Source organism: Pseudomonas sp. S4_EA_1b (genome assembly GCF_016307435.1).
In the GTDB taxonomy this organism is placed as follows: Bacteria; Pseudomonadota; Gammaproteobacteria; order Pseudomonadales; family Pseudomonadaceae; genus Aquipseudomonas; species Aquipseudomonas rhodesiae.
Genome location: NZ_JAEILC010000045.1, coordinates 125880 through 152182 on the forward strand (window position 1 = coordinate 125880; position 26303 = coordinate 152182).

At 61.1% G+C, this 26303-nt stretch carries 28 protein-coding genes; all 28 read right to left on the reverse strand.

The window, feature by feature from the left end; all coding sequences use genetic code 11:
* Positions 1-26: 26 nt before the first annotated feature.
* Positions 27-1343, reverse strand: a complete 1317-nt coding sequence (gene flhF / locus YA0848_RS15525; RefSeq protein WP_034099465.1) for a flagellar biosynthesis protein FlhF — start codon at positions 1341-1343, stop codon at positions 27-29.
* Positions 1344-1355: 12 nt separating this feature from the next.
* Positions 1356-3470: a flagellar biosynthesis protein FlhA gene (gene flhA / locus YA0848_RS15530; RefSeq protein WP_221433504.1), complete on the reverse strand. Its 2115-nt coding sequence runs from the start codon at positions 3468-3470 to the stop codon at positions 1356-1358.
* A gap of 344 nt (positions 3471-3814) precedes the next feature.
* Positions 3815-4015, reverse strand: coding sequence for a cold-shock protein (locus YA0848_RS15535; protein ID WP_034099467.1), 201 nt, complete (start codon positions 4013-4015; stop codon positions 3815-3817).
* Positions 4016-4045: 30 nt separating this feature from the next.
* Complete coding sequence (locus YA0848_RS15540) at positions 4046-4246, reverse strand: cold shock domain-containing protein (protein WP_047881322.1); 201 nt, start codon at positions 4244-4246, stop codon at positions 4046-4048.
* A 163-nt stretch (positions 4247-4409) separates the two neighbouring features.
* Positions 4410-5546 carry a flagellar biosynthesis protein FlhB gene (gene flhB, locus YA0848_RS15545; RefSeq protein ID WP_034099468.1) on the reverse strand — a complete coding sequence of 379 codons (1137 nt, stop codon included), beginning with the start codon at positions 5544-5546 and terminating at the stop codon, positions 4410-4412.
* A 2-nt stretch (positions 5547-5548) separates the two neighbouring features.
* Positions 5549-6334 carry a flagellar biosynthetic protein FliR gene (fliR, locus tag YA0848_RS15550; RefSeq protein ID WP_034099470.1) on the reverse strand — a complete coding sequence of 262 codons (786 nt, stop codon included), beginning with the start codon at positions 6332-6334 and terminating at the stop codon, positions 5549-5551.
* A gap of 4 nt (positions 6335-6338) precedes the next feature.
* Entirely contained in the window at positions 6339-6608 is a 270-nt protein-coding gene (fliQ, locus tag YA0848_RS15555; protein ID WP_034099472.1) for a flagellar biosynthesis protein FliQ, read from the reverse strand.
* Positions 6609-6612: 4 nt separating this feature from the next.
* The gene (gene fliP, locus YA0848_RS15560; protein WP_034099473.1) at positions 6613-7356 is read right to left on the reverse strand and encodes a flagellar type III secretion system pore protein FliP; all 744 of its coding nucleotides are present in this window, start codon (positions 7354-7356) and stop codon (positions 6613-6615) included.
* Entirely contained in the window at positions 7356-7790 is a 435-nt protein-coding gene (fliO, locus tag YA0848_RS15565) for a flagellar biosynthetic protein FliO (RefSeq protein WP_034099475.1), read from the reverse strand. Before fliO ends, fliP begins: the two co-directional genes overlap by 1 nt.
* A gap of 1 nt (position 7791) precedes the next feature.
* A complete protein-coding gene (gene fliN / locus YA0848_RS15570; RefSeq protein ID WP_027603860.1) occupies positions 7792-8259 on the reverse strand; it encodes a flagellar motor switch protein FliN in 468 nt (155 codons plus the stop codon).
* Between the two features lie 39 nt (positions 8260-8298).
* A complete protein-coding gene (fliM, locus tag YA0848_RS15575) occupies positions 8299-9267 on the reverse strand; it encodes a flagellar motor switch protein FliM (RefSeq protein WP_034099479.1) in 969 nt (322 codons plus the stop codon).
* Positions 9268-9276: 9 nt separating this feature from the next.
* Positions 9277-9780: a flagellar basal body-associated protein FliL gene (fliL, locus tag YA0848_RS15580; protein WP_034099481.1), complete on the reverse strand. Its 504-nt coding sequence runs from the start codon at positions 9778-9780 to the stop codon at positions 9277-9279.
* A gap of 194 nt (positions 9781-9974) precedes the next feature.
* Positions 9975-11294, reverse strand: a complete 1320-nt coding sequence (locus YA0848_RS15585) for a flagellar hook-length control protein FliK (protein ID WP_169902454.1) — start codon at positions 11292-11294, stop codon at positions 9975-9977.
* Positions 11295-11394: 100 nt separating this feature from the next.
* Positions 11395-11739, reverse strand: coding sequence for an Hpt domain-containing protein (locus YA0848_RS15590; RefSeq protein WP_034114730.1), 345 nt, complete (start codon positions 11737-11739; stop codon positions 11395-11397).
* A gap of 30 nt (positions 11740-11769) precedes the next feature.
* Complete coding sequence (locus YA0848_RS15595) at positions 11770-13488, reverse strand: ATP-binding SpoIIE family protein phosphatase (protein WP_034099488.1); 1719 nt, start codon at positions 13486-13488, stop codon at positions 11770-11772.
* Positions 13485-13790 carry an STAS domain-containing protein gene (locus tag YA0848_RS15600; RefSeq protein ID WP_034099489.1) on the reverse strand — a complete coding sequence of 102 codons (306 nt, stop codon included), beginning with the start codon at positions 13788-13790 and terminating at the stop codon, positions 13485-13487. Before YA0848_RS15600 ends, YA0848_RS15595 begins: the two co-directional genes overlap by 4 nt.
* 78 nt (positions 13791-13868) lie before the next feature.
* Entirely contained in the window at positions 13869-14318 is a 450-nt protein-coding gene (fliJ, locus tag YA0848_RS15605) for a flagellar export protein FliJ (protein WP_034099491.1), read from the reverse strand.
* A 3-nt stretch (positions 14319-14321) separates the two neighbouring features.
* Positions 14322-15680 carry a flagellar protein export ATPase FliI gene (gene fliI, locus YA0848_RS15610; protein ID WP_034099493.1) on the reverse strand — a complete coding sequence of 453 codons (1359 nt, stop codon included), beginning with the start codon at positions 15678-15680 and terminating at the stop codon, positions 14322-14324.
* A complete protein-coding gene (gene fliH / locus YA0848_RS15615) occupies positions 15670-16434 on the reverse strand; it encodes a flagellar assembly protein FliH (RefSeq protein ID WP_034099495.1) in 765 nt (254 codons plus the stop codon). The genes fliI and fliH overlap by 11 nt, the downstream gene beginning before the upstream one ends.
* Positions 16435-16444: 10 nt before the next feature.
* Positions 16445-17464, reverse strand: a complete 1020-nt coding sequence (gene fliG / locus YA0848_RS15620) for a flagellar motor switch protein FliG (protein WP_034099497.1) — start codon at positions 17462-17464, stop codon at positions 16445-16447.
* Complete coding sequence (gene fliF, locus YA0848_RS15625; protein ID WP_034099499.1) at positions 17457-19235, reverse strand: flagellar basal-body MS-ring/collar protein FliF; 1779 nt, start codon at positions 19233-19235, stop codon at positions 17457-17459. Before fliF ends, fliG begins: the two co-directional genes overlap by 8 nt.
* 16 nt (positions 19236-19251) lie before the next feature.
* Positions 19252-19581 carry a flagellar hook-basal body complex protein FliE gene (gene fliE, locus YA0848_RS15630; protein ID WP_034099500.1) on the reverse strand — a complete coding sequence of 110 codons (330 nt, stop codon included), beginning with the start codon at positions 19579-19581 and terminating at the stop codon, positions 19252-19254.
* 128 nt (positions 19582-19709) lie between these two features.
* On the reverse strand, positions 19710-21086 hold the full coding sequence (locus YA0848_RS15635; RefSeq protein ID WP_034114734.1) for a sigma-54-dependent transcriptional regulator: 1377 nt from the start codon (positions 21084-21086) through the stop codon (positions 19710-19712).
* 6 nt (positions 21087-21092) lie between these two features.
* Positions 21093-22304: a sensor histidine kinase gene (locus tag YA0848_RS15640; RefSeq protein WP_169902456.1), complete on the reverse strand. Its 1212-nt coding sequence runs from the start codon at positions 22302-22304 to the stop codon at positions 21093-21095.
* 110 nt (positions 22305-22414) lie between these two features.
* Positions 22415-23890, reverse strand: coding sequence for a sigma-54 dependent transcriptional regulator (locus tag YA0848_RS15645; RefSeq protein WP_034099504.1), 1476 nt, complete (start codon positions 23888-23890; stop codon positions 22415-22417).
* A gap of 169 nt (positions 23891-24059) precedes the next feature.
* Complete coding sequence (fliT, locus tag YA0848_RS15650) at positions 24060-24356, reverse strand: flagellar protein FliT (RefSeq protein ID WP_034099506.1); 297 nt, start codon at positions 24354-24356, stop codon at positions 24060-24062.
* A 25-nt stretch (positions 24357-24381) separates the two neighbouring features.
* Positions 24382-24771, reverse strand: a complete 390-nt coding sequence (fliS, locus tag YA0848_RS15655) for a flagellar export chaperone FliS (RefSeq protein WP_034099507.1) — start codon at positions 24769-24771, stop codon at positions 24382-24384.
* 128 nt (positions 24772-24899) lie between these two features.
* Complete coding sequence (fliD, locus tag YA0848_RS15660; protein WP_169902457.1) at positions 24900-26267, reverse strand: flagellar filament capping protein FliD; 1368 nt, start codon at positions 26265-26267, stop codon at positions 24900-24902.
* Positions 26268-26303: the final 36 nt, after the last annotated feature.

The window sequence follows — 26303 nt, forward strand, 5'->3', positions numbered from 1 at the left end:
GGTACATTGCATTGTGTTCATGTTGCTCAGCCCACCCGTTTTGCCGGGCTGTGGTAAAGATCAGCGAACATATCGGCCATCGCTTCCTCGCTCGGCTCGTCTTGCATTTGCACGCTGACTGCACGGCTGACCAACTGATGACGGCGCGGCAGATGCAGATCATCCGGGATCCGCGGCCCGTCGGTCAGGTAGGCGACCGGTAACGCATGACCGATAGCCAGGCTCAACACTTCGCCCAGGCTGGCGGTTTCGTCCAGTTTAGTCAGGATGCAACCGGCCAGCCCGCAGCGCTTGTAGCTGTGGTAGGCAGCGGTAAGAACCTGTTTCTGACTGGTGGTTGCAAGCACCAGATAATTTTTTGACTTGATGCCACGCCCGGCCAGGCTTTCCAACTGCATGCGCAGCGCCGGATCGCTGGCTTGCAGGCCGGCGGTGTCGATCAACACCACACGTTTGCGCAGCAGCGGGTCGAGGGCGTTGGCCAGGGATTGGCCCGGATCGACGTGAGTCACCGGCACATTCAGGATGCGCCCCAGGGTCTTGAGTTGTTCCTGGGCACCGATACGGTAGCTGTCCATGCTCACCAGCGCGATGTTATGCGCGCCGTACTTGAGCACATAGCGCGCCGCCAGTTTGGCCAGGGTGGTGGTCTTGCCCATGCCGGCGGGGCCGACCATGGCGATCACACCGCCCTCTTCCAGAGGTTCGATTTCCGGGGTGACGATCATGCGGGCCAAGTGGGCCAGCAGCATGCGCCAGGCTTGGCGCGGCTCAGCGATTTCAGTGGTGAGGGCCAGCAGGTCGCGGGACAACGGGCCGGACAGGCCGATGCGTTGCAGGCGACGCCACAGGTTGGCTTGCTGCGGCTTGCTGCCTTGCAGTTGGGTCCAGGCCAGGGAGCCCAGTTGCACTTCCAGCAGCTCGCGCAGGCCGTTGAGTTCAAAGCGCATCGAATCGAATACGCGCTGGTCGATCGCGGCGGCCGGTGCCGGCGCGGCGGGACGCGGTGGCTCGACGAAGGTTGGTTCCACCAACGGCTCGGCGGCGGTCAGTGGCAGCCCGGCGAACAACTGGCGATTGGTGGTGGCATCGCTGTCGCCACGCATGCTCAGTTCAGCCTGGGCCGAGACGATGCGCGATGCGGTCTTGCGCAGTTCATCTTCGAGTTCCATGTTGGGAACGCGCGGCGCCAGCGCCGAGGGGGTGTAGTCCAGGGCAGCCGTCAGCTCGACACCGCCGGCAATGCGACGGTTACCGATAATCGCGGCATCGGCGCCCAGCTCATCACGGACCAGTTTCATGGCCTGACGCATATCGGCGGCGAAAAAACGCTTCACTTGCATAACCCACTACCCTCAGCCGTTGGGCCCTACTGTCGCGACGATAGTCACTTGCTTGTTGTCAGGAATTTCCTGGTAAGCCAAAACGTGCAAATTCGGTACTGCCAGGCGTCCAAACCGCGACAACATCGCTCGGACCGGGCCCGCCACCAGCAGAATCACCGGTTGGCCCTGCATTTCCTGACGCTGTGCTGCGTCGATCAACGAACGCTGCAGTTTTTCAGCCATGCTTGGCTCCAGCAGAACGCCCTCTTCCTGGCCTTGTCCTGCCTTCTGAATACTATTGAGCAATATTTGTTCCAACCTTGGTTCCAAGGTGATCACAGGCAGCTCGGAGTCAAGCCCTACAATGCTTTGCACGATGGCGCGCGACAATCCGACGCGCACTGCCGCCACCAGCGCGGCGGTATCTTGACTCTTGGCGGCGTTGTTGGCGATGGCTTCGGCAATGCTGCGGATGTCGCGCACCGGCACCTGTTCGGCCAGCAGCGCTTGCAACACTTTGAGCAATTGCGACAACGACAGCACGCCCGGCACCAGTTCTTCGGCGAGTTTTGGCGAGGCTTTGCCGAGCAACCCCATCAATTGCTGGACTTCCTCGTGGCCGATCAGCTCGTGGGAGTGCTTGTAGAGGATCTGGTTGAGGTGGGTGGCAACTACCGTGCTGGCGTCCACCACGGTGTAACCCAGGGACTGTGCCTGGCTGCGCTGGCTGATTTCGATCCACACCGCGTCCAGGCCAAAAGCCGGATCTTTGGCGGTAATGCCATTGAGGCTGCCGAACACCTGCCCGGGATTGATCGCCAGTTCGCGGTCGGGGTAGATCTCGGCTTCGGCCAGGATCACGCCCATCAGGGTCAAGCGGTAAGCGCTGGGGGCCAGGTCGAGGTTGTCGCGGATGTGTACGGTGGGCATCAAAAAGCCCAGGTCCTGGGACAACTTTTTGCGCACACCCTTGATCCGCGCGAGCAATTGGCCGCCTTGGTTGCGGTCGACCAACGGGATGAGGCGGTAGCCGACTTCCAGGCCGATCATGTCGATCGGGGTCACGTCATCCCAGCCAAGCTCCTTGGTTTCCTGGGCGCGGGCCGGGGATGGCAGCAGCTCCTGCTGACGGACGATCTCTTGCTGGGCCTGTACTTTGACCATGTTCTGTTTTTTCCAGAACAGGTAGGCGGCGCCGCCGGCCAGCGCGGCCATGGTCAGGAACGACACATGGGGCATGCCCGGCACGACGCCCATGATCGCCATGATGCCAGCCGCTACGGCCAACGCCTTGGGCGACGCGAACATCTGCCGGCTGATCTGCTTGCCCATGTCTTCGGAGCCCGAAGCACGGGTCACCATGATCGCGGCTGCTGTTGATAACAACAGTGATGGCAATTGCGCCACTAAACCGTCACCGATGGTCAGCAAGGCGTACACCTTGCCGGCATCGCCGAAGCTCATGCCGTGCTGGAACATGCCGACAGCGACGCCGCCGATGAGGTTGATGAACAGAATCAACAGGCCGGCGATGGCGTCACCGCGCACGAATTTGCTGGCACCGTCCATAGAACCGTAGAACTCGGCTTCCTGGGCCACTTCCAAGCGGCGGGTCTTAGCCTGGTTCTGGTCGATCAGGCCGGCGTTGAGGTCGGCGTCGATGGCCATCTGTTTGCCGGGCATGGCGTCGAGGGTAAAGCGCGCGCTCACTTCGGAGATCCGCCCGGCACCTTTGGTCACCACCACGAAGTTGATGATCATGAGGATTGCGAACACCACAATACCGACCACGTAGTTACCGCCGATCACCACTTCACCGAAGGCCTGGATCACCTTACCGGCAGCGGCGTGGCCGTCCTGACCGTGGAGCATCACCACCCGGGTGGACGCCACGTTCAGCGCCAGGCGCAACAGGGTCGCCACCAACAGGATGGTGGGGAACACCGCAAAATCCAGCGGCCGCAGGGCATACACACACACCAGCAGCACCACCACGGACAGCGCGATGTTGAAGGTGAAGAACACGTCCAGCAGAAACGGCGGCATCGGCAACATCATCATTGCCAGCATCACCAGCAACAGCAACGGCACACCCAGATTGCCCCGCGACAGGTCAGTCAGGGTGCCACGGGCCGTACTGAGCATTTGAGAGCGATCCACCACCGGTATTCCTCGTTTCCTTGAAGCAAACTTTTGACGCCAGCTGGCGACTTGCAGGCGGTGTTGCAAGAAGCCTTCCAACTTTGCTTTTGTGCCTGGAGAACCTCACAAACACCCCGGGGCATCGGGTGTCAATCACTCCAAATGTGGGAGGGGGCTTGCCCCCGATTGCAGTCTGTCAGGCGCGGATCAGGTGCCTGATACACCACCATCGGGGGCAAGCCCCCTCCCACATTTGAGCTGTGTACAGCCAGTGCTGCTGAGGAAATTTATGGCAAGGAGTGAGGATCGTCTTCAGGAGGCCCGCTCCAGCACCGAAGACCTGAAGTTCAAAGGACGCGGACGTTTTCAGCTTGAGCCCCTTTGGGCCCCTGGGTAACCTCGAACTCCACTTTTTGCCCCTCTTCAAGCGTCTTGAATCCGTCGTTCTTTATGGCCGAGTAGTGGACAAATATATCGCCCCCACCTTCCTGGGTGATAAACCCAAAGCCCTTCTCCGCGTTGAACCACTTAACCGTGCCCGTCGCCATTGCCGTTCTCCATACACTTCAATAAAACACTCAGATCAACTTGATCTCGCACGCGTAAACACCATCCGGGCGATGGATCTTCTGGAACACCACTCTCTGTCCTTGCGAAAGCAAGCGACCTCCCGAGCTGAGTAAATCGACCGCCACCACCTCGCCCCTCCCCTCCGGCGCAATCAAACCCTTACCGGTCCGCGGGTCATACGTTTGAACCTTGCCTGTAAACACCTGCATTAACCCACTCCCTGCATCTTGAGGTGCAGTCACTCAGGCTATGGAACCGCGAGAACGCGACACTGACTACTGTCAAAGTTGACAGGTAGACGAGATCGCGCGACGAGTGGTAGCAGGCGTGGAAGGCAGTAGATGGCAAGCCTGCTCAGCACAGGCGTGGCGATCAGGAGTCGCGGCGCAGGTCCGGCGGGATGGGCAGGTCTTTGAGCGGATCGGGCCGCTTGCCTTTGCCGGCGCGGTACTGGCGAATCTGATAGACATAGGCCAACACCTGGGCCACGGCCAGGTACAACCCGGCAGGGATTTCCTGATCGAGGTCGGTGGAGTAAAAGATCGAGCGCGCCAACGCCGGCGATTCCAGCAGCAGAATGTCGTTGGCCACGGCAATTTCGCGGATTTTCAACGCGGTGAAATCGCTGCCCTTGGCCAGCAGCATTGGCGCTCCGCCCTTCTCCGGGTCGTATTTCAGGGCCACGGCGTAGTGGGTCGGGTTGGTGATAACCACGTCGGCATCCGGCACCGATGCCATCATCTTGCGCTGGGACATCTCGCGCTGCAGTTGGCGGATGCGCTGTTTGACCTCGGGCCGACCTTCCTGATCCTTGTGCTCGTCACGCACTTCTTGCTTGGTCATCAGCAGTTTCTTGTGGCTTTCCCACAGTTGGATCGGTGCATCCACCGCCGCGATCAGGATCAGTCCAGCCGCCATCCACAGCGCACTCCAACCCACCACCTGCACGCTGTGGATGATCGCCGACTCCAGGGGCTCATGGGCGATGCGCAGCAAGTCATCGATATCGGACGACAACACCGAAATGGCCACGAACAGAATCAGGATGAACTTGGCCAGGGCCTTGAGCAGCTCGACCAGCGCCTTGGCCGAAAACATGCGCTTGAGCCCCGCGGCCGGGTTCATGCGGCTGAACTTGGGCGCCATGCTGCTGGCGGCGAATAACCAACCGCCGAGGGACACGGGGCCGATCAGCGCAGCCAGCAGCAAAGTAATCAGGATCGGCTGCACGGCCAGGATCGCGATCTGGCCAGAATGCAGCAAATACTGGCCCATGGCGCCGGGGCTAAGCAGCACTTCGCGGGGCAAGCTGAAGTTGTGCTTCATCAGCTCCATCAGATCCAGCGCCAGACCGCCGCCGTAGATCAACAGGGCCCCGGAACCGGCCATCATGGTCGCAACGGTATTGAGCTCTTTGGAGCGGGCGATCTCGCCCTTCTCCCTGGAGTCCTTTTTGCGTTTCTCCGTGGGGTCTTCTGTTTTGTCCTGACCACTCTCGCTCTCGGCCATGGTCAGCGCGCCCGTGCCAGGTCACGTAAAAACTGCAAGGCGTCGGTCGCCAGCGGTTGATACTGATTGAGAATGTCGGCCAGGCCGACCCAGAAAATCGCCATGCCCAACACCAGGGTCAATGGGAAACCGATGGAAAAAATGTTCAGTTGCGGCGCCGCGCGGGTCATCACGCCAAACGCAATGTTGACCACCAGCAGGGCCGTGATTGCCGGCAACACCAGCAACAGCGCCGCCCCCATCACCCAGCCGAGGCGCCCGACGATTTCCCAGAAATGGTTAACCACCAGCCCCGAGCCCACCGGCAAGGTGGTAAAGCTCTCGGTCATCACCTCGAACGCCACCAAGTGGCCGTTCATGGCCAGGAACAGCAAGGTCACCAGCATGGTCAGGAACTGCCCGATCACCGCCGCCGACACGCCGTTGGTGGGGTCGACCATGGAGGCGAAGCCCATGCCCATCTGCACCGAGATGATTTGCCCGGCAATCACGAAAGCCTGAAAGAACAACGTCAGGGAAAAGCCCATCAAGGCGCCGATCAGGATCTGTTCGGCGATCAGCAGCAGCGCACTCAGGTCCAGCGCATTCACCGGCGGCATCGGCGGCAGCCCAGGCACGATCACCACGGTGATCGCCACGGCGAAATACAAGCGCACGCGCCGCGGTACCAGGGTTGTGCCGAACACCGGCATGGCCATCAACATCGCCGTCACGCGAAACAGCGGCAGGATGAAGGACGCCACCCAGGTACTGATCTGGGTGTCGGTCAAGGCCAGCAAGGATTGCATCGGGTCAGCCGATCAACTGCGGAATACTGCCGTACAACTGCAGGATGTATTCCATGAAAGACTGCACCAGCCAAGGCCCGGCGACGATCAGGGTAACCAGCATCACCAACAGGCGCGGCAGGAAGCTCAAGGTTTGTTCGTTGATCTGGGTTGCGGCCTGAAACATCGCCACCAGCAAGCCCACCAACAGGCTGGGCACCACCAGCACGGCGACCATCACAGTGGTCAGCCACAGCGCTTCACGGAACAGGTCGACGGCGACTTCTGGCGTCATAGCGCTATACCCCTCCGAAACTGCCGGCCAAGGTGCCGATAATCAGCGCCCAGCCATCCACCAGCACAAACAGCATGATCTTGAACGGCAACGAGATGATCAGCGGCGACAGCATCATCATACCCATGGCCATCAGCACGCTCGCCACCACCAGGTCGATGATCAGGAACGGAATAAAGATCATGAAGCCGATCTGGAACGCCGTCTTCAATTCGGAGGTGACAAATGCCGGCACCAGAATGGTCAACGGCGCCTGGTCGGGGCTGGCGATGTCGGTGCGCTTGGACAGGCGCATGAACAGCTCAAGGTCGCTGGCGCGGGTTTGCGACAGCATAAAGTCCTTGATCGGGCCCTGAGCCTTGTCGATGGCGTCCTGGGCGGTCATTTTCTCCGCCAGATAGGGTTGCAGGGCTTGCGTATTCACCTTGTCGAATACCGGCGCCATGATGAACAGCGTCAAGAACAGCGCCATGCCGGTGAGGATCTGGTTCGACGGAGTCTGCTGCAGGCCCAACGCCTGACGCAGGATCGAAAAGACGATGATGATCCGCGTGAAACTGGTCATCAGCATGACGAACGCTGGGATAAAGCTCAGCGCGGTCATGATCAGCAGGATCTGCAGGCTCACCGAATACTCTTGCGCGCCCGCTGCGTTGGTCCCCAGCGTGATGGCCGGGATCGACAACGGGTCGGCGGCCAGCGCCAAGGGCGCGGCCAGCAACAGCATGAGCGTCAATAAAACGCGCATTACTTCTTATCCTTCTGATCCTTGCCCAGCAATTCCATCAGGCGCTGGGCGAATTCGGGCGTGGCGGACTGGGTCTGCTCCACATTTACCGGTGTCTTGAGTACGTGCAGTGGGGTGATGCGACCAGGTGTGATACCCAGCAGAATCTGTTCCTCCCCCACCTGCACCAGCACCAGCCGATCGCGCGGGCCCAGGGCGCGGGCACCGATCATTTCGATCACCTGGCCATTGCCAGGGCCTACGCGCTGCACCCGGCGCATCAGCCAGGCCAGCACGAAGATCAAGCCCACTACCAGCAGCAGGCCAAGCACCAGCTGGGTCAACTGCCCGCCGACACTGCCGACCACCGGCGCCGCAGCGGCCTGGGCCACCGGCTCCGCCGCCCACACGGGCAGCGCCAACGCGATCAACAGCCCCACCATCAGCCGCTTCATATCAGCGCAACTTCTTGATGCGTTCGCTTGGGCTGATCACGTCTGTCAGGCGGATGCCGAACTTTTCGTTGACCACCACCACCTCGCCGTGGGCGATCAGCGTGCCGTTGACCAGCACGTCCAGCGGCTCACCGGCCAGGCGGTCCAGCTCGATCACCGAGCCCTGGTTGAGCTGCAGCAGGTTGCGGATGTTGATGTCGGTGCTGCCCACTTCCATGGAAATCGACACCGGAATATCCAGAATCACATCCAGGTTCGGACCGTCGAGGGTCACCGGGTCGTTGTTCTTCGGCACGCTGCCGAACTCTTCCATCGGCAGGCGATTGCCAGCCGGCGCGGTGGCGGCGTCAGCGGCCAACAGCGCATCGATATCGTCCTGACCGACATCGCCGGTCTCTTCCAGGGCAGCTGCCCATTCGTCGGCCAGGGCCTGGTCTTCGGCGGAAGTGTTTTCGTGTTCGGTAGCCATTACATGTCCTCGGCGAAGCAAACATTCATAAATTAGGAATCAGCGACGGTTGATCGGCTCAACCACTTGCAATGCCAGGTTGCCCTTGTGGGAACCGAGCTTGACCTTGAACGACGGCACGCCATTGGCGCGCATGACCATTTGTTCCGGCAAATCCACCGGGATGATGTCCCCCGGCTGCATGTGCAGGATGTCGCGCAGGCGCAACTGACGGCGGGCCACGGTGGCGCTCAGCGGCACGTCGACGTCCAGCAAGTCTTCGCGCAGGGCTTTGACCCAACGCTCGTCCTGGTCGTCCAGGTCGGACTGGAAGCCGGCGTCGAGCATCTCGCGCACCGGTTCGATCATCGAGTACGGCATCGTCACGTGCAGGTCACCGCCACCGCCGTCGAGTTCGATATGGAAGGTGGACACCACGATGGCTTCGCTGGGACCGACGATGTTGGCCATGGCCGGGTTCACTTCCGAGTTGATGTACTCGAAATTGACTTCCATGATCGCCTGCCAGGCTTCCTTCAAGTCGATGAACGCCTGCTCCAACACCATGCGCACCACGCGCAACTCGGTGGGGGTGAATTCACGGCCTTCGATCTTGGCGTGGCGGCCGTCGCCGCCGAAGAAATTGTCCACCAGCTTGAACACCAATTTGGCGTCGAGAATGAACAGCGCGGTGCCGCGCAAGGGCTTGATCTTGACCAGGTTGAGGCTGGTGGGCACGTACAGCGAGTGCACGTACTCGCCGAACTTCATCACCTGCACGCCGCCCACCGCCACGTCCGCCGAGCGGCGTAGCATGTTGAACATGCTGATACGGGTGTAACGGGCGAAACGTTCGTTGATCATTTCCAGGGTCGGCATGCGTCCACGGACGATGCGATCCTGGCTGGTCAGGTCATAACTTTTGACACTGCCGGGCTCGGCAGCCATTTCGGTCTGTACCAGACCATCGTCGACGCCATGCAACAGCGCATCGATTTCATCCTGGGACAGCAGGTCCTGCACGGCCATGTCGTGATCCTACTGCAATACGAAGTTAGTGAAGAGCGCCTGTTCGACCACCGTTTTGCCCAGCTCTTTCTGGGCTACTTCCTGCACGCTGGCAGTGACCTTCTGGCGCAGCATTTCCTGGCCGACCGGCGTGGCCAGGGTGTCGAAACTCTGGCTGGAGAACAGCATTACCAGGTTGTTGCGGATCACCGGCATATGCACCTTGAGTGCCTCCAGGTCCGACTGGTTGCGCGCCAGCAAGGTGATGCTCACCTGCAGGTAGCGCTGACGACCGTTCTGGTTGAAGTTGGCGACAAAGGCCGGAAGCATCGGCTCGAAGATTGCCGGTTGCTTGACGTTGGTGGCGGTCTCGGCGGCGGGTGCCGGTTTGCTTGCACTGCTGTGCATGATGTACCAGGTGCCACCCACCGAGGCACCGATGGCCAGGAGCAGGCCCACGACTATCAACAGAATAAGCTTGAGCTTACCTTTGCCTGCGGGTGCTTTTGCTGCTGCGTCGTCGCTCTTCGCCATGCCAATAATCCGTCACTATTCGGGGATTCATAGATCTACGGGAAGGCAAGAGCAAGTGTTATGCCAGAGTTGTCTGGCTGAACACAGACAAAGGAACACCATAAAGTGTGGGGGTGGGCTTGACCTCGGATAGCGGCGTACCAGTCAACTGATGTATGAACTGACACACCGTTATCGAGGCAAGCCCCCTCCCATCAAGCGTAGTAATCCACCGCGCTGGAGCCGATTACTGTCGATGTCACCGGCGCCACTGCTTCAGCCACGTCAACGTGACCACCGCTGTCGCCGACGTCACCGCGTCCACCGCTACTGCTCACACTGCGGGTCTGCGCCTGTTGCTGTTGCTGCTCCTGGCCACGGGACTGGTCGGAGACGTTGACGTCCACTTGCCCCATGCCCTGTTGGGCAAACATTTCACGCAAACGCCCGGACTGGTTTTCCAACGCTTCACGCACCACCGGGTGGGCGCTCATAAAATTGACCTGGGCCTGCTGGTCGGCGGTCATGTTGACCTTGATATCCAGGCGTCCAAGTTCGGCCGGCTGCAACTGGATCTCCGCCGATTTGAGGTTGGCGCTGGAGAGGTACATGACGCGGTTGACGATCTCGTCGGTCCAGCCGCTCTGGTGCATGGCCAGCGGCGCGTTCGCGACCGGCGGCAAGGCGTTGGCGGTCTTCGGCGTGGCGGCCTGGGTCAGCGCGGCGAGGCGGTTGGCGAAGTCGTCGACCCGAGTGTCGCTGCTGGCGCTCTTGAGGTCTTTGAGACCATCGTCAATCAAACCGCTGAAAGCCTTATCGCCGCCTTGGTCGGTACTGTCCTTGGTGGCTTGCTGATCGACCATGCTGGCCATGCCTGCTGCGAAGTTCTGTGCGGCGGTCGGTTGTTCCTGGGTCGGTGCCGAGGCGCTTTTCGCCGAAGCCTGGCTGCTGGCCGACACATGACCGCCCTGCTCCATGGCCAGGCGTACGGCAGGCATTGCATCTAGAGGGTCGGCCTCGGGGTCGAAGGCGGGCTTGGCGTCATCGCTGGCCACGAGTGGCGCGGCGACCGGCAATTGAGTATTGGCATCGACAGAGTCAACGACAGGAGCCGGGGCTTCCACAGGCACCGCGACCGGCACGACAGCGGCGATCAACGCGGGATCCACCGCAGGCTGCTGCGCCAGGCTCGGGTCGGCGGCGGCGGCGTCCTGATCGGCATCGTCATCGGCTTTGGCCGGTGGATTATTGGCAGGCAAAGTATTGCCGCTATCGGCAACCGCCGGTGTGTTGGCGGCAGGCTTGTCCCCCCCAGTGGACGGCTTGGCGCTGGCATCGGCGGGCTTGTCGCGAGAGGGTTTGACGCTGTTGTCATCGCCCTTGAGGCTGGGCTTGGAACCCTGGCTGGCGAACACTTGAGCGAAGCCAGGGCCCTTGTCCCGTGGGTCCGCCGCCACCGCCGGCGGGTTGGCGGCGGGCGCTTGAGACTTGGCTGCGGGGGCAGCCTGAAGAAGCGAATTCGGGGCGACTGGCATGATAAAGGTCTCCACTGCATGGGGATCGAGGATGCAGTATCGAGAGCTACAGCAAGAGTCGGGCCAAGTGTGGTTGTGTCTGCTGACAGCGGATTTGGCGCTACACCTGATACCGCTGGCGCTCCGACTCATACAGCGGCTTGACCAACGCAAACTCATGATCGATCTGATCCACCAGCGCCTCTAGATTTGCTGTCGGCTCGCCGGATTCCAGCTCCAGCCGCTGGCACAACTGCGCCAGGCGCACAGCCCCCAAGTTGCCGCTGCTGCCCTTGAAGCTATGGGCGATTCTGCCCAATGCTTTAGCGTCATCCCGCGCGGTGCGCAGCGCTTCGATGCGTTTTTGCGAATCGTCTAGAAAGGTTTCGAGCAGTTTGGGGTACTCGCCTTCCATGACTTCCTGCAAACCCGACAACACGTCAGGGTCCAGATGAACATCGACCACTTGCTCGCTCCTTGATCAAGAATCGGCGGATTATGCCAGAGCCTCCCAGGAAAACTCCACGCAGACACAGCGCCCGCCATCGGACCAGCGTATATCGCGGCTAAGCTGGCGTACCAGGCTCAAGCCGCGCCCAGACAGACGGTCGGTATCCGCCGGCCGCGCCAGCACTTTTTCCACGTCAAACCCGGGGCCGCTGTCTTCGATCCGCAAGGTCATCGTCCCGCCCGCTCCATTGGGCGCTACTTGCACTTGCACTCGCACGTAACCACTGTCCAGTTGGGCCAGACGCTCGTTGCGCTGGCGATAATAGTCGGCGAAGCCCTGGGCATCGCGTTTGAGCAAAGAATCCAGTCCGAGTACGCCGTGCTCCAGCGCGTTGGAGTACAGCTCGGCCATCACACTGTAGAGCGCGCCGCTCTGTGCACGCAGGCCGTGGATCTCCAACAGCAGTTGCAGCAGGTAGGGTAACGGGTTGTAGTGCTTGAGGGTTTCGGCGCGAAATTCGAAATTCACTGACCAATCCCGTGGGCACGACTGGCCGCTGTCGGCGTATAACGGCCCGGTGGCGCGCGTCGCCAGACCTGACCTCAAGGTGATCTCCACCATGCTCACGTCATCGCGGGCTTCACCGCGAAACGCGACCAGCGCCTGTTCGATGTCGTCGAACAGACGATCGGGCTCGCGGTTGGCGTCGAATACTTGTTGCAGGCGTTCGACCCCGAACAATCGATCATTGGCGTCGGCGGTTTCCAATACCCCATCGGACAGCAGAAACACCCGGTCGCCCAGGGCCATGGGCCAAACTTCAGTGCGGTCGTCGAACAGTTCCGCCGACAACACTCCCAACGGCAGGTGTCGCGACACCAGCGGTGTACGCTTACCCGTGGCTACCTCATGCACATAGCCCTCGGGCATACCGCCGTTCCATACCTCGACCACGCGCCGATCGGTACTCAGGCACAGCAGGGTCGCGCAGCAGAACATGTCCACCGGCAGAATACGTTTAAGCTTGGCGTTCATCTCGCGCAGAGTCTGCGCCAGGCCATAGCCCTTGGCGGTCATGCCATAGAACACTTCCGCCAGGGGCATGGCCCCCACTGCTGCCGGCAAACCGTGGCCGGTAAAATCGCCGAGCATTACGTGCATATCGCCGGAGGGCGTGTAGGCCGCCAGCAGCAAGTCCCCGTTGAACAACGCATAGGGCGATTGCAGGTAGCGAATATTCGGCGCGGCATTGATACAGCCCGAATGCGCGACCTTGTCGAATACCGCCTTGGCCACCCGCTGTTCGTGCAGCAAGTAATCATTGTGCTTGGCGATCAGGTCGCGCTGCTGCAAGACCGTGGCTTGCAGGCGGCGCAGGCGGTCCATGGCGTTGATCTTCGCGGCCAGGAGCAAGGGGTTGTAGGGCTTGGCCAGGAAGTCATCGCCGCCGGCGTCCAGGCACTCGGCCAGGTCGGCGCTGTCGGTCAGGGAGGTAAGGAAGATGATCGGCACCAAAGCTTCGCCGGACAACTGCTTGATCCAGCGCGCGGCTTCGAAGCCGTCCATCACCGGCATCAGCGCATCCATCAGCACCAGTTGCGGACGCGCGCGCGTGAATACCTCGACCGCTTCGCGCCCATTGGCGGCGGTGAGTACTTGATGCCCCTGACGTCGCACAATGGTCGACAGCAGCAACAAGTCAGTGGCGCTGTCATCGGCGATCAGGATCGTTAGCGCCTCATGGGCGGGGGCCAGGGCGCTCAATTGATGTCGAACAGTTTGTCGAAGTTGGAGATGGCGAGGATCTTGCGCACATCGGAGTTGCTGTTGATCACCCTGACCTCAGACTCGTCCCCCCCCGCGTGGTCTCGCAGCAACAGCAGCATGCCCAGGGCGGAACTGTCCAAATAGGTGGTTTCTTTGAGGTCGACGATATAGGTATCTGGATCCTTGTAGAACCGCTCGTAAGCGTCACGAAAGAGCTGGTGGCTGCTGAAATCGAAGCGGCCTTTGATAACGATGGTCAACTTCTTCCCGTCCGGGGATACAACTGACTCGACTGACATATGACTGCTTCCTTGTCGTAGGTGACGTACACACAAGGTTTAGCAGTTGAACCGAGTGCGGGCAACACAGTCCGTCATTTAGAACTGTTCCGGACGCGGCAGGCGTTGGGACAGTTCATCCAGCAACTTCTGCTCGCGCTTGTCTTCAATCGCCCGCGCTTCATCGATATAGCGCTGCACCAGTTTGCGCAAACCTTCGACGCGTGCGAATGCCTGCTGCCAGCTCTCACGGGCCTTATCGAGGTTGTTCTGGTGCCAGGCCAGGCTTTGACGCTGCTGGCCGACGGCGGTTTCCAACTGGTTGAGAAAGCCCTGATAGCCCATCAGCCATTGGCCCGATACGCCTTTGGCGCCGCGCTCGATCCACTGCTGCTGGTACTCGCCGCGAAAACGCTCCAGGTCGCCCAGCTTGCTTTCGGCCAAGCGCACTTGGCCCTGGAAATACCCCAGGCGCTGCACCGCGGTTTTTTCGGCCTTTTCGGCCATGTCCACCACCGGGGCCAAGCGTGACGCGCGACTGCTGGCCATGGCTTAGCCGCCTGGCGCCGGGGCGAAGATCGACTGCAAGTGCGCTTCGCTTTCGCCCATGCTGATCTTGTCGTTGAGGCCCTGGCGCAGGTACGTCACCAACTGCGGTTGCAGGGCGATGGCCAGGTCGGTGTCGCGATCGCCGCCGGCCACATAGGCGCCGACGCTGATCAGGTCGCGACTCTGCTGATAACGCGACCACAATTGCTTGAACTGCTGCGCACGGGTCATGTGCTCGGGCGTGACCACCGCCGGCATCACCCGGCTGATGGACGCTTCGATGTCGATGGCCGGGTAGTGCCCCTCCTCCGCCAGCCGCCGCGACAACACGATATGGCCGTCGAGCACGCCCCGGGCCGAGTCGGCGATGGGGTCCTGCTGGTCATCGCCTTCGGACAGCACCGTGTAGAACGCGGTGATCGAGCCCCCACCGGCCTCGGCGTTACCGGCGCGCTCCACCAGCTTAGGCAGCTTGGCGAACACCGACGGCGGGTAACCCTTGGTGGCCGGCGGCTCACCGATGGCCAGGGCGATTTCCCGCTGGGCCTGGGCGAAACGGGTGAGCGAGTCCATCAGCAACAGGACGTTCTTGCCCTTGTCGCGAAAGTATTCGGCGATGCGCGTGCAATACATGGCGGCGCGCAGTCGCATCAGCGGCGCATCGTCGGCAGGGGATGCAACCACCACCGAGCGTTTGAGACCTTCCTCGCCGAGGCTGTGCTCGATGAACTCCTTCACCTCCCGGCCCCGCTCGCCGATCAGCCCAACCACGATGATGTCGGCCTCGGTAAAGCGCGTCATCATGCCCAGCAACACCGACTTACCCACGCCGGTGCCGGCGAACAGGCCCAGACGCTGGCCGCGACCGACCGTCAATAAACCGTTGATGCTGCGAATCCCCACGTCCAGCGGCACGCTGATGGGGTTACGGTTGAGCGGGTTGATGGTGGGGCCGTCCATCGGCACCCAATCTTCGGCCTTCATACCGCCCTTGCCGTCCAGCGCGCGACCGGCGCCGTCGAGCACGCGACCGAGCATGCTCATGCCCATGGGCAGGCGGCCGGTATCGGCCAGGGGCACCACGCGGGCACCGGGGGCGATGCCCGCCAGGCTGCCCACGGGCATCAGGAAAATCTTGCTGCCGGAAAACCCCATGACCTCGGCTTCAACCTGCACCGGGTGATAACTGTCGTCGTTGATCACCATGCAGCGGCTGCCCATGGCGGCGCGCAAGCCTTCGGCTTCGAGGGTCAGGCCGACCATGCGCAACAGCCGCCCTTCCAGGATCGGCTGGCCGGGCAATTCGGTGGCTTCGGTGTAAGCGCTCAAGCGCTTGGTGAAGCTGGTGCGATCAAGGCGCATCGGGGGCGTCCAAGTCGATGCTCAGGTCCGGTTCGGCCGGGTTCAGCACCTGCTCGTGCTGTTGATCGAGCAACTTGGCCATGATCTGGCTGATGCGGGTTTCCACCGTGGCATCGATGCGGCTGTGCTCGGTCTCGACGCGGCAACCGCCGGGCTGCAACGCGGCGTCTTCGACGATGCGCCAGGTTTCTTCATGGCGCTCGCGCAGGGCTTTGACCTGTTCGAAATCCTGCGGGTTGATGTATAGCCGCACATTGCCGACGCCCAGGGGCAGCAGCTTGAGGGCTTCGCGCATGACGCTTTCGATCTGGCTGGAGTCCAGCGCCAACTCACGCTGAATCACCTGACGCGTCATGTGCTCCACCAGGCGCACCATGGCTTTTTCGATCTGGGTGTCCTGTTCGGCGATAGGCTCGAACAAGCTGCCCATCAAGCGCTCCAGGCTGGCCAGTTTCACAGCCAGCGCGGCCTCGGCTTCCTGGCGCACCTTGAGGGTGGTGCTACGAAAACCGTCTTTTTCACCAGCGGCAAAGCCCTCGTTGTAGGCTTCCTGGCGGATGCTTTCCAACTCTTCCAGGGTCAGCGGCTGGACTTCTTCCAGCGGCACTTCTTCCATTTCCACCGGTAGTTCTTCCACCGGTTCGGGTTCGGGTTCAGGCACATGCGGGTCGAAGCTGGGCAACGACCAGATGTCGAACCCGCCGACATCCCGTGCGCGAATCAGATCGCTGGGTGCCTCATCTTTGCTCGACATGGACAACGCCTTAGATCATTTCTTCGCCGCCCTTCCCACCGAGAACGATTTCTCCGGCTTCGGCCATACGGCGGGCAATGGTGAGGATTTCTTTCTGCGCGGTTTCCACGTCGCTGACGCGCACCGGGCCCTTGGCTTCCAGGTCGTCGCGCAACAGTTCGGACGCGCGCTTGGACATGTTCTTGAAGATCTTTTCCTTGACGCCGTCGTCGGAGCCTTTGAGTGCCAGTACCAGCACGTCGGAGGACACTTCGCGCAGCAACGCCTGGATGCCACGGTCGTCGACATCGGAGAGGTTGTTGAACACGAACATAAGGTCTTCGATCTGGCCGGACAGGGTGTCGTCGATCTCGCGGATCGAGTCCATCAACTGGCCTTCGACCGAGCTGTCGAGGAAGTTCATGATGTCCGCCGCGCGCTTGATACCGCCCAGGGTGGTACGCGAGGCATTGGAGTTGCCCGAGAACTGCTTCTCCAGGATGGTGTTCAGTTCTTTCAGGGCCGCCGGCTGCACGGTATTGAGCGACGACACGCGCAGGATGATGTCCAGACGCACTTTGTGGTCGAAGTGGCCCAGCACTTCACCAGCCTGGTCGGGGTCAAGGTACGCCACCACAATCGCTTGGATCTGCGGGTGCTCGTAGCGGATCACATCGGCCACGGCGCGCGGCTCCATCCACTTGAGGCTGTCCAGGCCGCTGGTATTGCCGCCCAGCAGGATACGGTCGATCAGGCCGTTGGCCTTGTCTTCGCCCAGGGCCGAGGTGAGCATCTTGCGGATGTAGCTGTCGGAGCCGACGCCCAGGCTGGTCTGATCGCCGACAATCTCGACGAACTCGCTCATCACCTGTTCGACTTGCTCGCGGTGCACATTGCGCATTTGCGCCATGGCCACGCCCACCCGTTGAACCTCTTTGGGCCCCATATGGCGCAGCACTTGGGCGGCGTCGGTTTCCCCCAACGACAGCAGCAGGACTGCGGCTTTGTCGACTCGGGAGAGCTTGGCAACAGCGGCTCGATTATCACTCATCTGCGTTAATCCACTCTTTCACGACCTGAGCCACACGGCCCGGGTCTTCTGCTACCAGACTCTTGATTGCGTTCAACTGCGCGTCATAGCCTTCGCTCGGGCTTGGCAACAGGATGCTTTGCGGGCCGCCGAGGCTGACGCGGTCGTTGCCCAGTTCGCCGTCCAGGCCGCCCATGCCACCCAACTCGACATCGCTGCCGCCGGCCAGGGCCAGTTGTTTCTTGCCATTGCCAGTGATGTTGTTGAGCACCGGACGCAGCACGCCGAACACCAGCACCAGGATGAACAGCACACCCAGCACTTGCTTGACGATGTCCCAGAACCACGGCTGCGAGTAGAACGCAGGCTCGGCAATCACTTCGCCACGCTCGGCGGAGAACGGCATGTTGATCACGCTCACGCTGTCGCCACGGCTGGCGTCGAAGCCGACGGCGTCCTGCACCAGGCGGGTAAAGCGCGCCAATTCGTCGGCGCTCCACGGGGCACGGGTGACCGCGCCGTCTGCGGCATTGACCTTGACCTGATCGTCGACCACCACCGACACCGACAGGCGATTGACACGGCCCTGCTGCTGCTTGGTATGGCTGATGGAACGGTCCAGCTCGAAGTTCTTGGTGGACTGGTTACGCTTGTCCGCCGGGTACGGGGCGAGCATCGGCTGGCCGGTGGCCGGGTCCATGATCTGCTGACCGTTGGCGTCCAGCAGCGGTTGCCCAGGCTGGATCGCGCCGGCGGTAGCGGCGGCGCCACCGGTGGTTTGCGGGGCCGAGGCCGGCGATGGCGGCTGGTTGCTCAGGGCTCCCGGCACACCTTGGGGGCCATTGCTGGCGGTGCGTTGTTCGCTGGTGGACTGCTCGCTGCGCAGGGCCGGCTGGTCCGGGTTGAACTGCTCAGAGGTGGACTCCACGGCGCTGAAATCCACATCGGCGGAGACTTCGGCTTTATAGCGGTCATTGCCCAACACCGGTTGCAGGATGTTGTGCACGCGCTGGGTCAGCATGCTTTCCACGCGGCGGCTGTAATCGAACTGCTTGCCGGCCTGGGTCAGCGCGGAGTTCTCAGCTTGGTCGGAGAGCAGGTTGCCCTTTTGATCCACCACGGTGATCTGGGATTTGCTCAGTTCGGGAACGCTGGTAGCCACCAAGTTGACGATGGCATTGACCTGACCGGGTTCCAGGGAACGACCGGCGAACAGCTCAACCAGCACCGAGGCGCTGGGCTTGCGCTCATCACGCACAAATACCGAGCTTTTCGGAATGGCCAGGTGCACGCGGGCACCCTTGACGTTATTGAGGCTGGAGATGGTACGCGCCAGTTCCCCTTCCAGGCCGCGACGATAACGGGTGGCTTCCATGAATTGACTGGTGCCCAGGCCCTGGTCCTTGTCGAGGATCTCAAAACCGATATTGCTGTCGGACGGCGTCACACCGGCAGCGGCCAGCTTCATGCGCGCACGGGCGACGTCATCGGCCTTGACCAGCAGAGCCCCGGAGTTGGGCTCCACGGTGTAGGCGATGTCGGCGGCGGCCAGGGTTTCCATGATCTGTTTGGAATCCAGGCCAGCCAGGCTGCCATACAATGGCCGGTAATCGGGTTGCTGCGACCACAACACCACGGCAAAACCAATCGCCACGCTGGCAGCCAGGCCGACCAACAGGCCAACCTGACGCAACATGGTCATTTCCGAAAGGTTTTCCAGGAACGACAGGCCAAACAGCGGCGGCTTGCCTTCTGTCTTGGCGGGTACGTTGTCCACGACTGCTTCTGCCATGACTTAAATCTCGCCCTTAAACCGGCATCTGCATGATGTCTTGATAGGCCTGAACCAGCTTGTTACGCACTTGGGTCAGAGCCTGAAAGGAAACGCTGGCTTTTTGCGAAGCGATCATCACGTCGGTGAGGTCCACACCGCTCTTGCCGATCTCGAACGCGCTGGCCAACTGGCTGGAGGCTTGCTGGGTGTCGCTGACTTTGTTGATGGCCTGACCAAGCATGTCGGCAAAACTGCTTTGGCCCAACTCCGGCGCTGGCGCGACGGATTTCGGTTGAGCCATGGCATCCATCTGCATGGAGCGCATATCCAACATCAACCGATTGAACTCAATACCCTGGCTCATGACCTTCTCTCTCCGACCCGCAAAAATTTGACACTACGCTGCAGTTACTAGGGGAGGTAGCAACAAGGGTGCCAGATCCGTGGCGACTCGTAAGAAAAGGCGACAAACCTTGTACGCCTTGGCTATTTTCAGGTGGCGAAAAGATACGCTTCCACATCCATGCCCGCGTCGCGCATCTGCGCCAACTTGTAGCGCAAGGTGCGCGGGCTGATGCCCAGGCGTTCGGCGGCCTCTTTGCGGCGGCCGCGCTCGGCGCGCAGGGTATCGATGATCATCTGGAATTCGCGGCGACGCAGGTCATCGCCCAAAGCGCTGGCGGTTTCCACCTCGGCGACCAACGGTGCGGGGGCCAGTGTCGGCAGCGGCGCCGCGCCACTGCCCATGGCCAGACAGAAATCCTGGGGTTGAATCAAGCCGCCCTGCTGCAAGATCAGGGCACGTTGGATCGCGTTGTCCAGTTCCCGCACGTTGCCCGGCCATGGATAGGCGATCAGGCACGCCTGCGCCTCGGCCGACAGCCGCGCCTGGGCGTGCTTCATTTTTTTGACGTGGTTGTTCAGCAGGCGCTCGGCCAAGGGCACGATATCCGCCGGACGCTCGCGCAAAGGGCGCCAGGCCAGCGGAAACACCGAGAGGCGATAGAACAAGTCTTCACGGAAGCGCCCCGCCGCCACTTCGCCGGCGAGATCGCGGTTGGTGGTGGCCACCACTCGGATATCCAACTGGATCGGTTTGCGCGCGCCGACGCGCTCCACTTCGCGCTCCTGCAACACACGCAGCAACTTGGCTTGCAGGCCCAAGGGCATCTCGGAAATCTCGTCGAGCAGGATCGTGCCGCCGTCGGCCTGCTCGAACTTGCCGGCTTGCGCCGCAATAGCACCGGTGAATGAGCCCTTTTCATGACCGAACAGCGTGGCTTCCAGCATGTTGTCGGGGATCGCCGCGCAGTTGATGGCGATGAACGGCTGCTTGGCGCGGGTCGACTGCTGGTGAATGTAACGCGCCAGCACTTCCTTACCCGTACCGGACTCACCGGAAATCAGCACCGTGGAATCGCTGCGCGCCACGCGGGCCGCCAATTCCAGCAACTGGGCGCTGGCTGGCTCGATGGCAATCGGACCCTCGCCTTCGTGCGCCGAGATCACGCCAAGAGCGTGGCGCGCTACCAACTCGATCAGGGCCTTGGGCTCAAAGGGCTTGACCAGGTAATCCGCCGCGCCCTGGCGCATCGCATCCACCGCGCGTTCCACGGCACCGTGGGCAGTCATCAACAACACCGGCAGTTGCGGCTGGCGGGCGCGCAGCAGGGCCAACAACTGGTGACCGTCCATGCCGGGCATATTGACGTCGCTGACCACTAGACTGAACGCCTCCTGGGCCACCGCCTCCAAGGCCTCCTCGGCAGACCCGACCGCCCGGTAGTCATGGCCCGCCAGCAGCAGCGTGTCAGCCAATGCTTCACGCAGGGCGCGATCGTCTTCCACCAGTAAAACCTTGATAGCCATGACTCTTTACTCCGCGCTTGCCGCGCCTGAAAACAGCGGCAAGCTCATCAATGCACAGGTGCCGCGCCCCAACCGGGAACGCAGCTGCAATTCTCCCTGATGGGCGCGCGCCACGGCCTTGACCACCGTCAGGCCCAGGCCAGTTCCGTTGGTCTTGGTGGTAAAAAAGGGTTCGCCCAGACGCCGCAGCACCTGCGGGTCGATGCCACTGCCGTTGTCGCTGATGCACAGGCGCAGCGAATCTTGACGGCGATATAGATGCACCTTGAGCCGCGCGCCGGGGCCGCTGGCCTGGGTAGCGTTTTCGATCAGGTTGAGCAGCGATCCCACCAGGGTGTCGCGATTGCACAGCAACTCGCCTTGGTGGCTGTCGCACTGCCAGCGCACCTGCGCGTCTTGAATGTGTGTGGCGGCCGCCGCCTGCAGGGTCTGCATCAGCTCGGCCGGAGTGATGCGGTCGGTCAACGGCAGTTCGCCGCGAGCGAACACCAACATGTCGCGTACCTGATGCTCCAATTCGTGCAGACGCTCTTTAAGGCGCCCGGCGAAACGCTGATGGGTCGCAGCCGGCAACTGTTCATCAGTCAAATGACTGGCGTAGATCAACGCCGCCGACAAGGGCGTACGGATTTGATGCGCCAGAGAAGCGACCATGCGCCCCAGGGACGACAAGCGCTCATGGCGCGCCAACTGGTCTTGCAAGTGGCGGGTTTCAGTCAGGTCGTTGAGCAGCACCAACTGGCCGGGCTCGGCGTCCAGGGAACGGGTGGAAATCGACAGTCGACGCCCATCCTTGAGGGAGATTTCATGACCATCATCTTCGCGCGGGGCGAAGCAGCGGGTGATGACGTGACGCCACAGCTCGCCTTCCAGCGGCAGTCCCAGCAGGTCGCAGGCGGCGGGGTTGGCTTCGCGCACGCGGCCTTGGTCGTCAATCACGATCACGCCGCCGGGCAACAGGTCGAGCAGGTTTTGCAAGCGGTTGGCCAGGCGTTCTTTCTCGGCCAGCTCCTGCATACGCTGAGCACTGACCACCGCCAGCTCGCCTTTAAGCTCCGAGACCCGGGCTTCCAGCAAACTGTAGGAGTCGCTCAGTTGGCTCGACATCTGGTTGAACTGCGAGAACGCATGTTCAAGACCCTGCCGGGCGAGCGGCTCTGCGGAGGGAACAAGCCCCTGGATGGCAGGGGCTGAGGCTAATTGGGCGGCGTGGGGCATGATGCTCTCTCGCTTGGCTGACCGTCAGTTAAACGGAACGTTGCGAGGGCTGTAGCAATACCCGTGCCTAAAAAAATAGGCTTAGTTTTCAGTCAGTTGAAAAACAGGCGTCAATCATCCGCCTGTTCGTCACCTTCGCGGCGGCTCATACCGTACTTGCGCATCTTCTCCACCAGGGTGGTACGACGAATGCGCAAGCGCTCGGCGGCACGGGCGACAATGCCACCGGCATCGTCCAGGGCTTGTTGGATCAGGCCCTGCTCCAGGTTGCCGAGGTAGTCCTTCAGGTCCAGGCCCTCCGGCGGCAGCATGGCAGTGGAACCGAAGTCCGGGGTGTGGCCGTTGATGGCGACCCGTTCTTCCATATCACTGCGCAGACTGTCGACCAATTGCTCATCTTCGTCGTCGACATAGCGGAATTTCTTCGGCAGCTCGACTACGCCGATCACACCGTAGGGGTGCATGATCGCCATGCGCTCCACCAGGTTGGCCAGCTCACGCACGTTGCCCGGCCAGCCGTGGCGGCACAGGGACATGATTGCGGCGGAATTGAAGCGAATCGAGCCACGCTTTTCGTGTTCCATGCGCGAGATCAGTTCGTTCATCAGCAGCGGGATGTCTTCCACGCGCTCACGCAGCGGGGCCATCTCGATGGGGAATACGTTGAGGCGATAGTAGAGGTCTTCGCGGAAGCTGCCGATCTCGATCATGCTTTCGAGGTTCTTGTGGGTCGCGGCGATGATGCGCACGTCCACGCTCTGGGTCTTGTTGCTGCCCACGCGCTCGAAGGTGCGCTCCTGCAACACACGCAGCAGCTTGACCTGCATCGGCAGCGGCATGTCGCCGATTTCGTCGAGGAACAGAGTGCCGCCGTTGGCCAGCTCGAAACGCCCGGCACGGCTGGTAATGGCGCCGGTAAAGGCGCCCTTCTCGTGACCGAACAGCTCGCTTTCCAGCAGCTCTGCCGGAATCGCCCCGCAGTTGACCGGTACAAAGGGCCCGTCGCGGCGCTTGGAATGGTAATGCAGGTTGCGCGCGACCACTTCCTTGCCGGTGCCCGACTCGCCGAGGATCAGCACGCTGGCGTCAGTGTCGGCCACTTGCTGCATCATCTGGCGCACGTGCTGGATGGCGCGGCTGGTGCCGACCAGGCTACGGAACAGGTTGGGTTCGCGATGACGACCGCGCTCGCGAGCCTGGTCGTACATCTCGCGATAGACCTGGGCACGGTGCAGGGAATCAAGCAATTTGCTGTAGCTGGGCGGCATTTCCAGGGTGGAAAGGACACGTCGGCGCTGGTCTTCGGGCAGGTCGAGCGAAGAATTTTCGCCCATCAGCAACACGGGAAGGAACTCATCCCAGGTAGACAGTGTCTTTAACAAGCCCAAAACAGCGCCAGGAGCGTTTACCGTCCCGATCAGCACACAAATGACTTCACGGCTTGACGACAACGAGCTGACCGCCTGCTGCCAATCGTGGCTGCCGCAGGGCAAATTTTCTTCGCCGAGAAAATTCAAAATCACCGCTAAATCGCGGCGGCGGACGCTATCGTCATCAATCAGCAGAATTTTGGTTTCACGCCACATGCAATAGCAACTTCCCTAGTAAAACTTCCTGCCCAAGTGTAAGGGCAATCGAGACGGCTGTAGGACTTCTTACTCTATAGACGTCTGAACTCTGAAAACAGCACTAGTTAAGTCAAAAAAGCTGGCACGGTCAAATTTATGACGCGCCGGTCGGATTAACTGCGTCTGTTCAGCCGAACAGATGGTAGACCTTTGACGCATTCTTCGCTTGGTTGATCTGCGACATCTCTTCGAAAATCGCCTGGCGCTCGCCGGTCGTTACCTCCAGCAATTGCTGGTAGACCGCCAGCAGACTCTCCAGCTTCTCACGCAGCGCATCTTCGTCCACAGGGGCTTCGCTGAGCACCTCATCAATCACCGCACGGCAACCCAGATCCAACTCGCTGACAGCCTCCCAGTTGCGCTCAGCCAGCGCGCCGATCAGGGCTTCGCGGGTCTCGTCAATACGTTGCAGTGCGTGGCTCATGATGTGTACCTCTAGGCGGTCCGCCTTATTGTGGAGCAATGGCATCCCAGCCAGTCTTGACGGTGATCAGCAGACGCGCGACTTCGTCGATCATCTCGGCGTCATTGACCTGATTAGCCTCGACCAGACGATTACCCATGTAGTTGTACAGCGCGTCCAAGCGCTGAATCGCTTCCGGATCTTCGGCCTTCTCCGGCTCCAGGCCATCGCGCAGGCCGGAGATAATTTCAATGGCCTTGCCTAGCAACAGCCCTTTCTGGGCGATATCACCGCGACTCAACGCGCCCTTGGCCTGCGCCATACGATCCAAACCACCCTCCATCAGCATCTGCACGAGGCGATGCGGGCTGGCCTCGGAGACCTGAGCATGGGAATTGACCTTCTGGTACTGGCGAAGGGCTCTCATCGGGTTCATGTTGCTACCTCGTAACGGGCTACAATCGAATAGGGTTGCTTAACCAGTTTTTCGACCATGGCGACAAAAACTTTAATCCAGAACTGTGCGACAAAGCCCTGGATCAGGGCTTTTAGGCGCACCGACTATCAGCTCGACTTCGGATTGTTCAGCGAGTTGAGGGTGGTCATGATGCTGGAGCTGCTGGCATTGATCTGCGCGATCATGGTGTCCATCGCGGTGTACTTGGCGGTCAGGGACTTTTGCAAGGCGTCCATGCGTCGTGTCAGATCCGCCGTCTGGGTGTTCAAATCCGTCAACTTATTGTTCAAGTCGGTCGCACGGGCTGCCAAGGTGCCAGTGGTGCCCACGTAACTGTTGGTCGCCTTGTTCATGCGTGTGATCAAGCCAGTGTCGCCGGTAAACAGCTTGGCAATATCGCCTGCGCCCTTGACCACCGCTTTGTCCCAGGTCTTATCGTCCAGGCTCAACAGCCCGGTTTTCTGATCCGTGGTGATACCCATCTGCGCCAAGCTGGTCATGGTGCCAGCGCCAGAGCCGTTGACCAGTTCGGAGCGCAGGCTGTTGACCAATTGACGCATCGACGCGTCGCCCGTCAACGCCGCGGCGGTGGTGGTCGAGGCATCCCCGGTAGCCGTGACTTTGGTCTGGGTGTTGATCGCGGTCATCAGCGTGTTATAGGCACTGACGAAGGACTGCACCGACGTCTTCAATGTATCGGTATTGCTGGCCACGGTGATGGTCGTCGGCTTGGTCGTATCGATCGTGTCCAGCAGGTCCAGGGTCACACCACTGATCGCAGAGGTGATCTTATTGGTGTTCGACGACATTTCAACGTCATCGATTGAATACTTGGCGTTGGTGGGGGCTTTGCCTTTGTCGTAGCCGGTGGCCAGTTCGGAATCACCGCTGAGAGTGATGTCGGTACCCTCCCCCATGGTGGTCGAGGTCAGCACCAGACGCGCGCCGTTGGAGTCACTCAGCACGTTGGCACTGATGCCCTGAGCCGAGAGCTGGGTATTGATCGTCTCGCGCACTTGCTGCAAGGTCGCGCCGCCGGGAATTACCACGTCATAGCTTTTGCCCGACTGATTGATCGTCAGCGTCTGATCTTCGTCGGTGCTGTTGGCCTTGCCAGAAGCGCCGTCCGCATTCATCGCCGTAGTGACTTTCGACGCGGTCGCCAGGTTGGTGACTTTCAGCACGTATTTGCCGCTGGATGCACCGTCCCCCAGAGTGACCTTGATGTTCTTCTCCTCCGAAGAGGAGGCCGACAGCCCGTTAAACGCCGAGGCATTGTTCAACTTGGTGATCGCCGCCTGGTAGGCTTCCAACGCCGTCTTGACCGAGCCAACAGCCGACAACTGGACGGTGGCTGCTTTCTGTTCGTTGGTGATCTGCTGCTGCTTGGGCGCCTGCTCAGCCCCCACCAACGCTTTGACGATAGCCTGCGTGTCGTAGCCCGAACCTGGGCCGGAAATCGTTGAACTAGCCATTTGCCATTCTCCTTGTCCTGCAGCGGCCGTTTTTTT

Bases quoted from the DNA above. Each gene is read 5' to 3' on its own strand.
- flhF (WP_034099465.1), bottom strand. From the start codon at position 1,343: ATGCAAGTGAAGCGTTTTTTCGCCGCCGATATGCGTCAGGCCATGAAA.
- flhA (WP_221433504.1), bottom strand. From the start codon at position 3,470: ATGCTCAGTACGGCCCGTGGCACCCTGACTGACCTGTCGCGGGGCAAT.
- YA0848_RS15535 (WP_034099467.1), bottom strand. From the start codon at position 4,015: ATGGCGACGGGCACGGTTAAGTGGTTCAACGCGGAGAAGGGCTTTGGG.
- YA0848_RS15540 (WP_047881322.1), bottom strand. From the start codon at position 4,246: ATGCAGGTGTTTACAGGCAAGGTTCAAACGTATGACCCGCGGACCGGT.
- flhB (WP_034099468.1), bottom strand. From the start codon at position 5,546: ATGGCCGAGAGCGAGAGTGGTCAGGACAAAACAGAAGACCCCACGGAG.
- fliR (WP_034099470.1), bottom strand. From the start codon at position 6,334: ATGCAATCCTTGCTGGCCTTGACCGACACCCAGATCAGTACCTGGGTG.
- fliQ (WP_034099472.1), bottom strand. From the start codon at position 6,608: ATGACGCCAGAAGTCGCCGTCGACCTGTTCCGTGAAGCGCTGTGGCTG.
- fliP (WP_034099473.1), bottom strand. From the start codon at position 7,356: ATGCGCGTTTTATTGACGCTCATGCTGTTGCTGGCCGCGCCCTTGGCG.
- fliO (WP_034099475.1), bottom strand. From the start codon at position 7,790: ATGAAGCGGCTGATGGTGGGGCTGTTGATCGCGTTGGCGCTGCCCGTG.
- fliN (WP_027603860.1), bottom strand. From the start codon at position 8,259: ATGGCTACCGAACACGAAAACACTTCCGCCGAAGACCAGGCCCTGGCC.
- fliM (WP_034099479.1), bottom strand. From the start codon at position 9,267: ATGGCCGTGCAGGACCTGCTGTCCCAGGATGAAATCGATGCGCTGTTG.
- fliL (WP_034099481.1), bottom strand. From the start codon at position 9,780: ATGGCGAAGAGCGACGACGCAGCAGCAAAAGCACCCGCAGGCAAAGGT.
- YA0848_RS15585 (WP_169902454.1), bottom strand. From the start codon at position 11,294: ATGCCAGTCGCCCCGAATTCGCTTCTTCAGGCTGCCCCCGCAGCCAAG.
- YA0848_RS15600 (WP_034099489.1), bottom strand. From the start codon at position 13,790: ATGTCAGTCGAGTCAGTTGTATCCCCGGACGGGAAGAAGTTGACCATC.
- fliJ (WP_034099491.1), bottom strand. From the start codon at position 14,318: ATGGCCAGCAGTCGCGCGTCACGCTTGGCCCCGGTGGTGGACATGGCC.
- fliI (WP_034099493.1), bottom strand. From the start codon at position 15,680: ATGCGCCTTGATCGCACCAGCTTCACCAAGCGCTTGAGCGCTTACACC.
- fliH (WP_034099495.1), bottom strand. From the start codon at position 16,434: ATGTCGAGCAAAGATGAGGCACCCAGCGATCTGATTCGCGCACGGGAT.
- fliG (WP_034099497.1), bottom strand. From the start codon at position 17,464: ATGAGTGATAATCGAGCCGCTGTTGCCAAGCTCTCCCGAGTCGACAAA.
- fliF (WP_034099499.1), bottom strand. From the start codon at position 19,235: ATGGCAGAAGCAGTCGTGGACAACGTACCCGCCAAGACAGAAGGCAAG.
- fliE (WP_034099500.1), bottom strand. From the start codon at position 19,581: ATGAGCCAGGGTATTGAGTTCAATCGGTTGATGTTGGATATGCGCTCC.
- YA0848_RS15635 (WP_034114734.1), bottom strand. From the start codon at position 21,086: ATGGCTATCAAGGTTTTACTGGTGGAAGACGATCGCGCCCTGCGTGAA.
- YA0848_RS15640 (WP_169902456.1), bottom strand. From the start codon at position 22,304: ATGCCCCACGCCGCCCAATTAGCCTCAGCCCCTGCCATCCAGGGGCTT.
- YA0848_RS15645 (WP_034099504.1), bottom strand. From the start codon at position 23,890: ATGTGGCGTGAAACCAAAATTCTGCTGATTGATGACGATAGCGTCCGC.
- fliT (WP_034099506.1), bottom strand. From the start codon at position 24,356: ATGAGCCACGCACTGCAACGTATTGACGAGACCCGCGAAGCCCTGATC.
- fliS (WP_034099507.1), bottom strand. From the start codon at position 24,771: ATGAACCCGATGAGAGCCCTTCGCCAGTACCAGAAGGTCAATTCCCAT.
- fliD (WP_169902457.1), bottom strand. From the start codon at position 26,267: ATGGCTAGTTCAACGATTTCCGGCCCAGGTTCGGGCTACGACACGCAG.